The sequence below is a fragment of the Lysinimonas soli genome (genome assembly GCF_042655435.1).
GTDB lineage: Bacteria > Actinomycetota > Actinomycetes > Actinomycetales > Microbacteriaceae > Lysinimonas > Lysinimonas soli.
In genome coordinates, this window is record NZ_JBHSMG010000002.1 from 119,942 (window position 1) to 132,434 (window position 12,493).

Below are 12,493 nucleotides of genomic sequence, written 5' to 3' on the forward strand. Positions count from 1 at the left end.
TGACCCTGTGACCGAAGCCGCAGCACCCCGCCCCTGGGTCAAGTCCTACGCCGAAGGCGTGCCCGACGACATCGAGGTGCCGACCGGGTCGCTCGCCGACCTCATCCAGTCGTCGGTCACCGAGTTCGGCGACCACGTCGCCCTCGAGTTCTTCGGACGCGAGACGAGCTACGCCGAGCTCGGCGAACAGATCGATCGCGCCGCGGAGGGCCTGCGCCGGCTGGGCGTGCGCAAGGGGGATCCGATCGCGCTCGTGCTGCCCAACTGCCCCCAGCACGTCGTCGCGTTCTACGCGGTCCTGCGGCTCGGCGCGATCGTCATCGAGCACAACCCGCTCTACACCCCGCGCGAGCTGCGCCACCAGTTCGAAGACCACGGAGCGCGGGTCGTGATCGCCTGGGACAAGGTCGTCGCCACGCTGCAGGGCTTCCCCGACGACCTGGCGCTCGAGCACGTCATCTCGGTCGACATGACCCGGGCGATGCCGTTCCGGCTGCGCGCGGCGCTGCGCCTGCCGCTGGCCCGAGCCCGCGCGAGTCGCGCCGAGCTGACCGCGGATGTCCACGCCACGATCCCGTGGGAGCAGCTGCTGGCCGACACCAGGATCAAGCCTTCGGTGGGCGGCCCGTCCGTCTCGGATGTCGCCCTCATCCAGTACACCAGCGGCACGACCGGCTACCCCAAGGGCGCCACCCTGACCCACCTCAATCTCGGGGTCAACGCCGCACAGGCCCGCGCCTGGGTGCCCGAGATCGAGCGCGGAACCGCCAGCGTGCACGCCGTGCTCCCGCTCTTCCACGCCTACGGACTCACGCTCTGCCTCACCTTTGCGATAAGCATGGGGGCGCGGCTCGTGCTCTTCCCGCGCTTCTCTCCCGAACTCGTGCTGCCGGTCATCAAGAAGCGCCCGCCGACCTTCCTGCCGGCCGTGCCGCCGATCTACGAACGGCTCACCAAGGCGGCCGAGGATGCCGGCGTCTCGCTCGACGGCATCCGGATCGCCATCAGCGGCGCGATGCCCCTCTCGTCGTCGGTCGTCGAACCGTGGGAGGCCCTGACGCACGGCTACCTCGTCGAGGGCTACGGGCTCAGCGAGACCTCGCCCGTGCTCATGGCGAACCCCGTGGCACCGAACCGCCGGCCCGGAACCGTCGGCCTGCCCCTGCCCGGAACCGACGTGCGCCTCGCCGACCCCGACGATCCGTCGAAGGATGTCGCGCCCGGCGAACGCGGCGAACTGCTGGTCAAGGGCCCCCAGGTGTTCAGCGGCTACTGGAAGAAGCCGGATGCCACGGCCGAGGCCTTCGCGGACGGCTGGTTCCGCACCGGCGACATCGCCACGATCGACGCGGACGGCTTCGTCACGATCGTCGACCGGATGAAGGAGCTCATCATCACCGGTGGCTTCAACGTCTCGCCGAGCGAGGTCGAGGCGGTGCTGCGCGGCTTCCCCGGGGTCGACGACGTCGCCGTGGTCGGACTTCCGGATGAGCGCGACGGCGAGCACGTCGTCGCGGCCGTGCTCGCCGTTCCGGGATCGACCGTCGACGGCGAAGCCCTGCGCGCCTTCGCCCGCGAGACCCTCACGCCCTACAAGGTGCCCAAGCGCGTGGTCATGGTCGACGAGCTGCCCAAGTCGCTCATCGGCAAGGTCCTGCGCAAGAAGGTCAAGGAGTCGCTGCTCGCCGGCGACGCGTCGGCGTAGCCCCCGCCGCCCCGCCCAGCCCCGGCCCGCGGGCTAGACCTGGGGCGCCGTCATCCGCGAGACGGTCAGCTCGTCGCCCGCCAGATCCACCATCACGGTGTCGCCGTCGCGCACGTCTCCGGCCAGCAGGGCCCGCGCGAGCCTGTCGTCGATCTCGTGCTGCATGAGCCGGCGCAGCGGGCGCGCCCCGTAGATCGGGTCGTAGCCGCGCTCCGCGAGCCAGGAGCGGGCGTTCGGCGTCACCGCGAGCTGCAGCCGACGCTCGCCGAGCCGCTTCTCGAGCCGGTCGATGTAGAGCGACACGATCTGGCCGAGGTCGGCCTCGCTCAGCTGCGAGAACACGACGATGTCGTCGAGCCGGTTCACGAACTCCGGCTTGAAGGCCTGCCGCACCAGGTCGTTCACGGCCTGCACCTTCTGCTCCCAGGTCAACGCGGGGTCGACCAGGTACTGGCTGCCGAGGTTCGACGTCAGGATCAGGATCGTGTTACGGAAGTCGACGGTGCGCCCCTGTCCGTCCGTGAGGCGCCCGTCGTCGAGCACCTGCAGCAGCACGTCGAAGACCTCGGGGTGGGCCTTCTCGATCTCATCCAGCAGGATCACCGAGTACGGCCTGCGGCGCACGGCCTCGGTGAGCTGCCCGCCCTGCTCGTAGCCCACGTACCCGGGAGGGGCGCCGAGCAGTCGCGAGACCGAGAACTTCTCGCCGTACTCGCTCATGTCGATGCGCACGAGGGCCTTCTCGTCGTCGAACAGATAGCTCGCCAGGGCCTTGGCGAGTTCGGTCTTGCCGACGCCGGTCGGTCCGAGGAACAGGAACGAGCCGGTCGGGCGGTCGGGGTCGGAGATGCCGGCCCGGGTACGCCGCACCGCCTCGCTGACGGCGCGCACCGCATCCTTCTGCCCGACGATCCGCTTGCCGAGCTCGGCCTCCAGGTGCAGCAGCTTCTCGGTCTCGCCCTGGCGCAGCTTGGCGACCGGGATGCCGGTCCAGGCGGCCACGACCGCGGCGATGTCCTCATCGGTCACCTGGTCGTTGACCATCCGCGGCCCGGACTGCTCGACCGCCTCGGCCTCGGCCAGCGCCTTCTCGATGCCGGGGATGACCTCGTAGTTGAGCTTGGACGCGTCCTGGTAGCGCTGCTCGCGCATGGCCCGGTCGAGGTCGATCCTCGCGTCGTTGAGGCGGCTCTTGAGATCGCCGACCGAATGCAGCGACGCCTTCTCGGCCAGCCACCGGGTCTGCAGCTCGTCGAGCTGCGCCTCCCGCGCGTGCATGTCGGTGCGCAGCTTCTCGAGGCGGTCCTTCGACGCCTGGTCCTTCTCCTTCTTGAGCGCCAGCTCCTCGATCCGCAGGCGGTCGACGGCACGCTTGAGCTCGTCGATCTCGACCGGCGAACTGTCGATCTCCATCTTCAGCCGCGATGCCGCCTCGTCGATCAGGTCGATCGCCTTGTCGGGCAGCTGCCGGGCCGTGATGTAGCGATTGCTGAGGGATGCCGCCGCCACGAGGGCGCTGTCGGCGATCGTCACCTTGTGGTGGGCCTCGTAGCGCTCCTTGAGCCCGCGCAGGATCGCCACCGTGTCCTCGACGCTCGGCTCGCCCACGTACACCTGCTGGAAGCGGCGCTCGAGGGCGGCATCCTTCTCGATGTACTCGCGGTACTCGTTGAGCGTCGTCGCACCGATCAGCCGCAGTTCGCCGCGCGCGAGCATCGGCTTGAGCATGTTGGCCGCCGCGACCGAGCCCTCGCCGCCGCCCGCGCCCATCAGCGTGTGCAGCTCGTCGATGAAGGTGATGACCTTGCCCTCGGACTCGGTGATCTCCTTGAGCACGGCCTTGAGCCGTTCCTCGAACTCGCCGCGGTACTTGGCTCCCGCGACGAGCGCCGCGAGGTCGAGCGAGATCAGCTGCTTGTCGCGCAGCGAGTCGGCGACGTCGCCCGCGACGATGCGCTGGGCGAGGCCCTCGACGACGGCAGTCTTGCCGACGCCGGGCTCCCCGATGAGCACGGGGTTGTTCTTGGTGCGGCGGGTCAGCACCTGGCTGATCCGCCGGATCTCGGCGTCGCGCCCGATCACGGGATCGAGCTTGCCGCTCTTGGCGATCTCGGTGAGGTTGATGCCGTACTGCTCGAGGGCCGTCTTCTGCTCCTCTTGCTGTCCCGAGGTCGGGGCGCCCTGCATGTTGGCCATGGCTTCTCCGTCAGAGATGTGGTTTCAGGATGTCAGCCTCGCGGCCCGAACGGCCGCCAGACCACGACTTGGTTGGCTTTCTTGGCGCGCTCCCCGGCGCGCAACGAGACGACGTCCCCCTCGGCCCCGGCCGCGAACACGCGGCGCCCTGGCCGGTTGAGCAGCTCGTCGGCGAGCGCCGCCTCGAGCTCACGCACCCGGGCCGCGAGCTCCGACACCTGGTCCTCGAGCTCGAGGATGCGCCGGATGCCCTCGAGATTGAGCCCCTCCGCGCTCAGTCGCGCGATCTCCCGCAGCTGCACGACGTCGCGCATCGTGTAGCGCCGCGACTGCCCGGCCGTGCGCCGAGGGCTCACGAACCCCAGCCGGTCGTACTGCCGCAGGGTCTGCGGGTGCATTCCGCTCAGCTCGGCGGCGATCGCGATCGCGAACAGCGGGCTGTTCTCGTCGACGTCCATCAGCCGCGCCCCCCGCGGGCCAGCAGCTCCTCACGAGGGTTCTCCTCGGGCATCGCCGCGGTGAACGCCTCGAGCGCCTCCTTCGCCGCCGGAGTCAGGTGACTCGGCACCGCGACCACGACGCTCGCGAGCAGATCGCCCGTTCCCTTCGGGGTCGTGACGCCGCGCCCCTTGACGCGCAGCACGCGTCCGCTCGGCGTGCCGGCGGCGACTCGCAGCTTGACGGGACCGCCGTCGAGCGTCGGCACCTCGATCGTCGCGCCCAGGGCGGCCTCGGCGAAGGTCACGGGGACCTCGACCCTCAGGTTGAGTCCGTCGCGCTCGAAGATCGGATGCTTGCGCACCGTGACCGTCAGCACCAGATCGCCAGCCGGGCCGCCATCCGGGCTGGGTTGCCCCTTGCCCTTCAGCCGGATCTTCTGGCCGTCGGCCACGCCCGCCGGGATCTTCACCTTGGTCTCGTGACCGTTCTGCATCTGCAGCGATACGGTCTCACCACGGATCGCCGTGAGGAAGTCGAGCGTCGTGTTCGCCGTCAGGTCGCCGCCCTTGCTCGGCCCGCCGAAGCCCTGGTAGCCGCCGCTCGCGGTGCCGAAACCGCCGCCCCGGCCGCCGAACATGCCGCCGAGCAGGTCTTCGAAGCCGGCGGTGCCGTAGCCCTGCCGAGCGCCGCGACCCTGGTTGAAGAGCCCGCCGAAGACGTCCTCGAAGCCGCCGCCCGGGCCGCCGGCACCCGAGGTGAAGCGCGCGCCGCTGCCCATCGCACGCACCTGGTCGTACTCCGAGCGCAGCTCCTTGTCGGAGAGCACCGAGTAGGCCTCGCTGATCTCCTTGAAGCGCGCCTCGGCCTTCGCGTCGCCCGCGTTCGAGTCCGGGTGGAACTGCCGCGCGAGCTTGCGATAGGTCTTCTTGAGGTCGGCGTCCGACACGTCCTTCTTCACGCCGAGCACGGCGTAGAAGTCCTTGTCGAACCAGTCCTGGCTGGCCATACCTCTGCCTTTCTGCCGCGCCGCCGCTACTGCGGCGCTGGGCGCGAGACGGGCATGAGCGTCGTCACGCCCGCCTCGCTGTCGCGTCGCATCGTCATTCGGGAACGGAAACGGCGACCTTGGCCGCGCGGATGAGACGCTCGCCGAGCGCGTAACCCGGCTCGATCACATCCGCGACGGTGTTCACCGTCACGCCCGCCGTCGGCAGCTGGACGATCGCCTCGTGCACCTTCGGGTCGAAGGTCTCGCCCGTCTCGCCGACGCGGCGCAGACCGTAGCGCTCGAAGCCCGCGCGGAGCTTCTGCGAGACGATCGCGAGCGGGCTGCCCTCGACCAGGTCGCCGTGCCCCTCGGCGCGATCGAGGTCGTCGATCGCGGGAAGAAGCGTGCGGATCACCTCGGCGATGACGGCCTCGCGGTTCGCCGCGCGGTCGCGCTCGACGCGGGTGCGGAAGTTCTTCAACTCCGCCTCCGCGCGAGCGGCGCGCTCACGGTACTCCCCGACCAGGTCGCGCTCCGCCTCGGCCAGCAGCGCCACGTCCTCGTCGCTGAGCTCCACATCCGGGCCCTCGGCCTGGATGAGCTCATCGTCGGGCACGAGCGCCTCGGCTTCCGCCTCGGCTCGCGGCTCGCCCGTCTTCGGATCGATCTTCCGCTTGTCGCGGACGACCGGCTCCTCGGGCTCCTCGGGGCCCTTCTTGTCGTGCTCGTGAGAGGCCATGATCTACTTCTTCGGTTCCTTGGGCTCGTCCTCGTCCACGATCTCGGCGTCGACGATGTCCTCGTCACTCGAGCCCTCGGCCGACGGCTGCTCGGCGCCCTCGGCGGCCTGCTCGGCCGAGCCGGCCGCGTAGATCGCCTCGCCGAGCTTGGTCTGGCTGGCGCTGAGCTTGTCGAACGCGGTCTTGACCGCGGCCTCGTCCTCGGACTGGAGGGCCGACTTGAGCGCGTCGACGTCGGCCTGGACCTCGGTCTTCACGTCATCCGGGAGCTTGTCCTCGTTGTCCTTGATGAGCTTGTCGATCGAGTAGGCCAGCTGCTCCGCGCTGTTGCGCACCTCGGCGGCCTCACGGCGCGCCTTGTCCTCGGCAGCGTGCTCCTCGGCCTCGCGCACCATCCGGTCGATGTCCTCCTTGGGCAGCGACGAGCCGCCCGTGATGGTCATCGACTGCTCCTTGCCGGTGCCCTTGTCCTTCGCGCCGACGTGCACGATGCCGTTGGCGTCGATGTCGAAGGTGACCTCGACCTGCGGAACCCCGCGGGGAGCCGGAGCGATCCCGGTGAGCTCGAAGGTGCCGAGCGGCTTGTTGTCGCGGGTGAACTCGCGCTCGCCCTGGAACACCTGGATGGCGACCGACGGCTGGTTGTCGTCGGCGGTCGTGAAGGTCTCGCTGCGCTTGGTCGGGATGGCCGTGTTGCGCTCGATGAGCTTGGTCATGATGCCGCCCTTGGTCTCGATTCCGAGGCTCAGGGGGGTGACGTCGATGAGCAGCACGTCCTTGCGCTCGCCGCGCAGCACGCCGGCCTGGAGGGCGGCGCCGACGGCGACCACCTCATCCGGGTTGACGCCCTTGTTGGGCTCCTTGCCGCCGGTGAGCTTCTTGACCAGTTCGGTCACGGCCGGCATGCGGGTCGATCCGCCGACGAGCACGACGTGCGCGATGTCGGCGACCTTGATGCCCGCCTCCTTGATGACGTCTTCGAAGGGCTTCCTGGTGCGGTCGAGCAGGTCGCTCGTCATCTGCTCGAACTGCGCCCGGGTGAGGGTCTCGTCGAGGTTGGCCGGCCCGTTCTCGGTCAGCGAGAGGTAGGGAAGCTGGATGCTCGCGCTCATGCCCGAGCTGAGCTCCTTCTTCGCCTGCTCCGAGGCCTCCTTGAGGCGTTGCAGCGCGATCTTGTCCTTCGAGACGTCGACGCCCGTGGTGTCCTTGAACTTCTTGATGAGGTGCTGGACGACCCGCTGGTCCCAGTCGTCGCCGCCGAGCCGGTTGTCACCCGCGGTGGAACGCACCTGGATGGTGGAGAAGTCGTCGTCCTTGCCCACCTCGAGCAGGGACACGTCGAAGGTGCCGCCGCCGAGGTCGAAGACCAGGATGAGCTCGTCCTCCTTGCCCTTGTCGAGGCCGTAGGCGAGGGCGGCCGCGGTGGGCTCGTTGATGATGCGCAGCACGTTGAGGCCCGCGATCTCGCCGGCCTCCTTGGTGGCCTGGCGCTCGGCGTCGTTGAAGTACGCGGGGACGGTGATGACGGCATCCGTCACGCTCTCGCCCAGGTACTGCTCGGCATCGCGCTTGAGCTTGCCGAGGATGCGCGCCGAGATCTCCTGCGGCGTGTACTTCTTGCCGTCGATCTCGACCTTCCAGTCGGTGCCCATGTGGCGCTTGACCGACGAGATCGTGCGGTCGACGTTGGTGACGGCCTGGCGCTTGGCGGTCTCGCCGACGAGCACCTCGCCATCCTTGGTGAAGGCCACGACCGAGGGGGTCGTGCGGAAGCCTTCGGCGTTCGCGATGACGGTGGGCTCGCCACCTTCGAGCACGGCAACCACCGAGTTGGTGGTTCCGAGGTCGATTCCAACTGCTCGAGCCATGAGTCTGTCTGCTCCTTGGGTATTCAATTGCCGCTAAGTCCGGATGCCCGACTTGAGTCGGACAGGATCAAGTTTCGCATCCTGTGGATAACTCTGTCAACTCCACCTTGAGTCGGAGTGACTCAAGGTCCTGTCGCGCCGCGAGCCGGTGCTGGCTTCGAGCCACCCGGCGCGGCAGGATGTGACCCAGCGCGCGGCACCGCGCGTTCACCCGACGGAAGTAGGGTCCCGCCATGACCGATCAGTACGGACCCGCTCCGATCGGAAGCGCCCCGCTCGTGCGAGGCCTGGACCTGCAACGGGACCGCTCCGTCCCGCCCCGTCAGGTCGTGGCCTGGGCCTTCTGGGACTGGGGATCCTCGGCGTTCAACGCGGTCGTGACGACCTTCGTGTTCACGGTCTATCTGACCGGCACGAAGGGGTTCGGCACCACCGACTCGGTGTCGGCGTCGCTGGGATGGGCGCTCGGCGTCTCGGGGGTGCTGGTCGCCCTGCTCGCTCCCGTGACGGGTCAGCGTTCCGACGGCTCCGGTCGTCGCAAGTTCTGGCTCGCGGTGAACACGGCCATCGTCGTGGTCTGCATCGCGCTGCTCTACTTCGTCTCCCCGAGCCCCGTGCTGCTCTGGCTGGGGCTCGCCCTGCTGGCGATCGGCACGGTGTTCTACGAGCTCGCGGCCGTCAACTACAACGCCATGCTCGTGCAGGTGTCGACGGCCAAGACCGTCGGTCGGGTGAGCGGCTTCGGCTGGGCGATGGGCTACTTCGGCGGAATCGTCCTGCTGCTGATCCTCTACTTCGGCTTCATCCACCCCGATGTCGGCCTGTTCGGCGTCACGAGCGCCGAGGGCCTCTCGGTGCGCGTGTCGATGCTCATCGCCGCGGTCTGGTTCGCCCTCTCGGCGCTGCCGGTGCTGTTCGCAGTGCCCGAGTACCGCGCCCCCGACGCCCTCCGACGCGAGCGGGTGGGGTTCTTCGCCTCGTACGCCCGCCTCGGCCGCGACGTCGCGGCGCTGTGGACGACGAGCCGGCGCACGGTGTGGTTCCTGCTGGCCAGCGCGATCTTCCGGGACGGCCTCACCGGCGTCTTCACCTTCGGCGGAGTCCTCGCCGCGGGCACCTTCGGCTTCTCCAAGGGCGAGGTCATCATCTTCGCGATCGCCGCCAACGTGGTCGCGGGTGCCTCGACCGTCCTGGTCGGCACCCTCGACGACCGGATCGGGCCGAAGCCGGTCATCGTCACCGCACTCATCGGGCTCGTCATCAGCGGGCTCGCGGTCTTCGTCCTGCACGCCGGCGGACAGGCGGTGTTCTGGACCGCGGGGCTCGCCCTGTGCCTGTTCGTCGGGCCGGCCCAGTCGGCCAGCCGCACCTTCCTGTCGCGGCTCGTGCCGGCGGGCCGCGAGGGCGAGGTGTTCGGCCTGTACGCGACGACCGGCCGGGCCGCCACCTTCATCGCGCCGAGCCTCTTCGCCCTCTTCATCACGATCTTCGGCCACCAGTACTTCGGGATCCTGGGGATCGTCCTGGTGATCCTGGTCGGGCTGATCCTCCTGATCCCGGTCGCGGCGCCCGAACGGACCGTACCGGCGGCGGCCACGGCCCCCGCCCCGAGCTCGAAATAGCGCGCACGCCTGCGGGCGCGTCCCGGGGTCTTAGGTCCCGGGGCCGCCGGGCCTTTGTTGGCTAGGCTGAACAGCCATGCCGCCGCTTCGACCGACCATCATCACGTCCCTCAGCGACGACCCCGATGACGAAGAACTGGTCGTGCTGGTCGACGAGGCAGGCGCCGAGATCGGGACCGCCCACAAGTTCCGGGTGCACACCGGCCACACCCCGCTGCACCGCGCCTTCTCGTGCCACGTGTTCTCGACCGACGGGCGCGTGCTCGTCACCCGCCGGGCTCTCGACAAGTTGACCTGGCCGGGCGTCTGGACCAACTCCTTCTGCGGTCATCCCGGCCCGGATGAGCAGCTGGATGCCGCGATCCGCCGCCGCGCGCGCCGCGAACTGGGCCTCGAACTGGGCGTGCTCGAGCCGGTGCTGCCGCAGTTCCGCTACCGGGCCGTCGACGCATCCGGAATCGTCGAGAACGAGATCTGCCCGGTGTACCGCACCACGGTCGACGCCGACCCGGACCCTGCGGTCGACGAGGTCGTCGAGACGGCCTGGATCCACCCCCAGGAGCTGCGCGAGGCCGTCGAGGCCGCGCCGTTCGCGTTCAGCCCGTGGCTGGTGCTGCAGCTCGCCGAGTGGACCGACTTCGGGGCGTGAGGCTCAGGCGCCGGGGGCGCCGGCATCCGTCACCGTGACATCGGTGCGGTGGAAGTTCTGGAACGAGCGCGACGCGGTCGGGCCGCGCTGACCCTGGTACCGGTTGCCGTAGGGGCCCGAACCGTACGGGTTCTCGACCGGGGAGCTCGTGCGGATGAAGCAGAGCTGCCCGATCTTCATCCCAGGCCACAGTTTGATCGGCAGGGTCGCGACGTTGCTCAGCTCGAGCGTCACGTGCCCCGAGAAGCCGGGGTCGACGAAGCCGGCCGTCGAATGCGTCAGCAGCCCGAGGCGGCCGAGCGAGCTCTTGCCCTCGAGGCGCGCGGCGACGTCATCGGGCAGCGTGACGAGCTCGAAGGTCGAGCCGAGCACGAACTCGCCGGGGTGCAGGATGAACGGCTCGTCGTCCTTGGTCTCGATCAGGTGGGTGAGGTCGGGCTGATCTTCGGCCGGATCGATGAACGGGTACTTGTGGTTGTCGAACAGCCGGAAGAAGCGGTCGAGCCGCACGTCGATGCTGGACGGCTGGATCATCTCGCGGTCGAGCGGGTCGAGCCCGATCCGTCCGGCGTCGAGTTCGGCCCGGATGTCGCGGTCGCTGAGGAGCATGGGAGTCAGGCTACTAGGGGTGGTTAGTATGTATGAGGTCCTGGTTCCAGGCGCCGTTCGCGGATGTAGTTCAATGGCAGAACTTCAGCTTCCCAAGCTGATAGCGCGGGTTCGATTCCCGTCATCCGCTCTCTTCGAGTGACAACGAGCAGTCCCAGAATCAGGCGCGCGAGCGGAGTGCGGTCGGCCAGATCGCCTCGACCTTTCGACACGGCCCGCCAAGAGGAATCCACGGGCAGGACGACGACCGCGATCGCACCCAGGATCGCGAGAACTAGGCCGACTTCCGCGGCACGATGTTCCTCCCCGGATCCCTGCAGCGACACCGCTCAACGCCGCCACACCGAGTAGCCGTGGTCCTTGCACACCCGAACCGAGGTCCGCGAACCGAGCGGGTAGACGGCCGCATGGCGGTCATCCACCTTGCAGGCGCCGAGTGCCTCGGTCGACACCTGCGTGATCGGAATGGTCACATGGAGACAGCTCGGGGGGAAGCCCGCCGGTTCGGTGCTGTCGCCCAGGTAAGCAACTGCTTCGCGGGAGGTCGGCTCGTGCTCCCAGAACGGGACCGTCTCATGGGTCGTAGGGTCTTGAGTCGCCTTCCATGCGAAGAGGTCGCTCATCCCGGGTGAAGAGACGACGATGCACTCGGCTTCCCCGCTCGTGAGGTAGCGCGAGATGGCCTTCTCCGACACGTTGCTGGCGATGGTGACGCGCTGTTGGGCGCGGCAGGACTTGACGGGGTCCGACAGAAGTGTCGCGTCGTCCATCAGAACCTGCATGGCTGGGTCTGCCGCCTTCGCATCGGTATAGCAGTCGATGCCGAAGGGCGGATTGCTTGTCCCGGGGGAGCTGGCCGCGTGTGCGGCCGCCCCGACGCCCAGGCCGCTCGCGAAGATGATGATGCCGCCGATGAGCGCCAGGTGCCTCCGCCGCCACGGATGCTGCTGTGGTCGCCGAAGGCTGGGAAACAGCCTGCCTGCCACACGTTCGACGCTGGCCTGAACTTCGGAGTCGTCGGGGGGAGCAGTTCGTGTCATTGGTTCCTCATTCCGAATCGCCGGCGTTCAAGGACGCACGAAGTCGAAGGCGCGCACGTTGCAGTCGTTTGCCCACTGCCGCGGGGGTCGAGTCGACCCGATCGGCGACCTCGCGGTAGCTGAATCCGTCGATCAGACACAGCTCCACGATGCGTCGGTCGGTCTCACTCAGTTCGCCGAGGGTCTCCTCGATCCAGGCCAGGTCCGACGACGAGGGTGCGGCGCCGACAGTCACCTCATCCAGAGGCACCGTGCGAGTGCGCTCCCTTCTTCGCACCTGATTCCGGATGTGGTTGTAACAGATGGCCAGCAGCCATGGCAGGAGCGACAAGTCCACGATCGACGCACGCCGTCGCTTCGCCCAGGCCGTCGTGAAGGTCTCTTGAAGCACCTCCTCCGCCAACGACCGATCTCCGAGCCTCGACCAGGCGAAACGCAGGACGGTGGGAGCGTGACGGGCGTAAAGCTCCGCAAACGCGTCCACGTCTCCGTCCCGGCATGCCAGCAAGAAGTCGATGTCCGCGACCGCACTCAACTCGTCGATGTTGATCACCTCACTGAGTAAATGTCGATGCTACGCATTTCATGACATCCGATCACCGACTGACCACGCGCTTCCCCCGGGCAGCCGGCGG

The 12,493-nt window shown here is 68.7% G+C and carries 11 protein-coding genes and 1 tRNA gene; 4 read left to right on the forward strand and 8 right to left on the reverse strand.

Annotation, left to right across the window (positions count from 1 at the left end):
• The first annotated feature begins 7 nt into the window (after positions 1 to 7).
• Positions 8 to 1,705: a long-chain-fatty-acid--CoA ligase gene (locus ACFPJ4_RS08120; protein ID WP_386739904.1), complete on the forward strand. Its 1,698-nt coding sequence runs from the start codon at positions 8 to 10 to the stop codon at positions 1,703 to 1,705.
• A gap of 33 nt (positions 1,706 to 1,738) precedes the next feature.
• On the opposite strand, the gene ACFPJ4_RS08125 is transcribed toward ACFPJ4_RS08120, so the two are convergent.
• The 5 genes from ACFPJ4_RS08125 to dnaK all read right to left on the reverse strand — a co-directional run bounded on the left by ACFPJ4_RS08125 (position 1,739) and on the right by dnaK (position 7,938).
• Complete coding sequence (locus ACFPJ4_RS08125; protein WP_386739905.1) at positions 1,739 to 3,901, reverse strand: ATP-dependent Clp protease ATP-binding subunit; 2,163 nt, start codon at positions 3,899 to 3,901, stop codon at positions 1,739 to 1,741.
• A gap of 32 nt (positions 3,902 to 3,933) precedes the next feature.
• Positions 3,934 to 4,359 carry a heat shock protein transcriptional repressor HspR gene (locus ACFPJ4_RS08130; protein WP_386739906.1) on the reverse strand — a complete coding sequence of 142 codons (426 nt, stop codon included), beginning with the start codon at positions 4,357 to 4,359 and terminating at the stop codon, positions 3,934 to 3,936.
• The gene (locus ACFPJ4_RS08135) at positions 4,359 to 5,348 is read right to left on the reverse strand and encodes a DnaJ C-terminal domain-containing protein (RefSeq protein ID WP_386739907.1); all 990 of its coding nucleotides are present in this window, start codon (positions 5,346 to 5,348) and stop codon (positions 4,359 to 4,361) included. The genes ACFPJ4_RS08130 and ACFPJ4_RS08135 overlap by 1 nt, the downstream gene beginning before the upstream one ends.
• A gap of 94 nt (positions 5,349 to 5,442) precedes the next feature.
• Positions 5,443 to 6,069, reverse strand: coding sequence for a nucleotide exchange factor GrpE (locus ACFPJ4_RS08140; protein WP_386739908.1), 627 nt, complete (start codon positions 6,067 to 6,069; stop codon positions 5,443 to 5,445).
• A 3-nt stretch (positions 6,070 to 6,072) separates the two neighbouring features.
• Positions 6,073 to 7,938 carry a molecular chaperone DnaK gene (gene dnaK / locus ACFPJ4_RS08145; protein WP_386739909.1) on the reverse strand — a complete coding sequence of 622 codons (1,866 nt, stop codon included), beginning with the start codon at positions 7,936 to 7,938 and terminating at the stop codon, positions 6,073 to 6,075.
• Between the two features lie 233 nt (positions 7,939 to 8,171).
• Here dnaK and ACFPJ4_RS08150 point away from each other — a divergent pair, with 233 nt between their 5' ends.
• Complete coding sequence (locus ACFPJ4_RS08150; protein ID WP_386739910.1) at positions 8,172 to 9,560, forward strand: MFS transporter; 1,389 nt, start codon at positions 8,172 to 8,174, stop codon at positions 9,558 to 9,560.
• A gap of 76 nt (positions 9,561 to 9,636) precedes the next feature.
• Positions 9,637 to 10,209, forward strand: a complete 573-nt coding sequence (idi, locus tag ACFPJ4_RS08155) for an isopentenyl-diphosphate Delta-isomerase (protein WP_386739911.1) — start codon at positions 9,637 to 9,639, stop codon at positions 10,207 to 10,209.
• 3 nt (positions 10,210 to 10,212) lie between these two features.
• Here idi and dcd read toward each other — a convergent pair whose 3' ends face one another.
• Positions 10,213 to 10,818 (reverse strand): dCTP deaminase, encoded by a 606-nt coding sequence (dcd, locus tag ACFPJ4_RS08160; protein WP_386739912.1) that lies wholly within the window; start codon positions 10,816 to 10,818, stop codon positions 10,213 to 10,215.
• A gap of 59 nt (positions 10,819 to 10,877) precedes the next feature.
• Between dcd and ACFPJ4_RS08165 the strand changes: the two genes are divergently transcribed.
• Positions 10,878 to 10,948: transfer RNA gene (locus ACFPJ4_RS08165), tRNA-Gly, on the forward strand.
• A 199-nt stretch (positions 10,949 to 11,147) separates the two neighbouring features.
• Here ACFPJ4_RS08165 and ACFPJ4_RS08170 read toward each other — a convergent pair.
• Positions 11,148 to 11,858 carry a hypothetical protein gene (locus ACFPJ4_RS08170; protein ID WP_386739913.1) on the reverse strand — a complete coding sequence of 237 codons (711 nt, stop codon included), beginning with the start codon at positions 11,856 to 11,858 and terminating at the stop codon, positions 11,148 to 11,150.
• Positions 11,859 to 11,865: 7 nt separating this feature from the next.
• Positions 11,866 to 12,411 (reverse strand): RNA polymerase sigma factor, encoded by a 546-nt coding sequence (locus tag ACFPJ4_RS08175; RefSeq protein WP_386739914.1) that lies wholly within the window; start codon positions 12,409 to 12,411, stop codon positions 11,866 to 11,868.
• Positions 12,412 to 12,493: the final 82 nt, after the last annotated feature.

Excerpts from the sequence above, each read along its gene's own strand:
- ACFPJ4_RS08125 (WP_386739905.1), bottom strand. The coding sequence starts at position 3,901 with ATGGCCAACATGCAGGGCGCCCCGACCTCGGGACAGCAAGAGGAGCAG.
- ACFPJ4_RS08130 (WP_386739906.1), bottom strand. The coding sequence starts at position 4,359 with ATGGACGTCGACGAGAACAGCCCGCTGTTCGCGATCGCGATCGCCGCC.
- ACFPJ4_RS08135 (WP_386739907.1), bottom strand. The coding sequence starts at position 5,348 with ATGGCCAGCCAGGACTGGTTCGACAAGGACTTCTACGCCGTGCTCGGC.
- ACFPJ4_RS08140 (WP_386739908.1), bottom strand. The coding sequence starts at position 6,069 with ATGGCCTCTCACGAGCACGACAAGAAGGGCCCCGAGGAGCCCGAGGAG.
- dnaK (WP_386739909.1), bottom strand. The coding sequence starts at position 7,938 with ATGGCTCGAGCAGTTGGAATCGACCTCGGAACCACCAACTCGGTGGTT.
- ACFPJ4_RS08150 (WP_386739910.1), top strand. The coding sequence starts at position 8,172 with ATGACCGATCAGTACGGACCCGCTCCGATCGGAAGCGCCCCGCTCGTG.
- idi (WP_386739911.1), top strand. The coding sequence starts at position 9,637 with ATGCCGCCGCTTCGACCGACCATCATCACGTCCCTCAGCGACGACCCC.
- dcd (WP_386739912.1), bottom strand. The coding sequence starts at position 10,818 with ATGCTCCTCAGCGACCGCGACATCCGGGCCGAACTCGACGCCGGACGG.
- ACFPJ4_RS08170 (WP_386739913.1), bottom strand. The coding sequence starts at position 11,858 with ATGACACGAACTGCTCCCCCCGACGACTCCGAAGTTCAGGCCAGCGTC.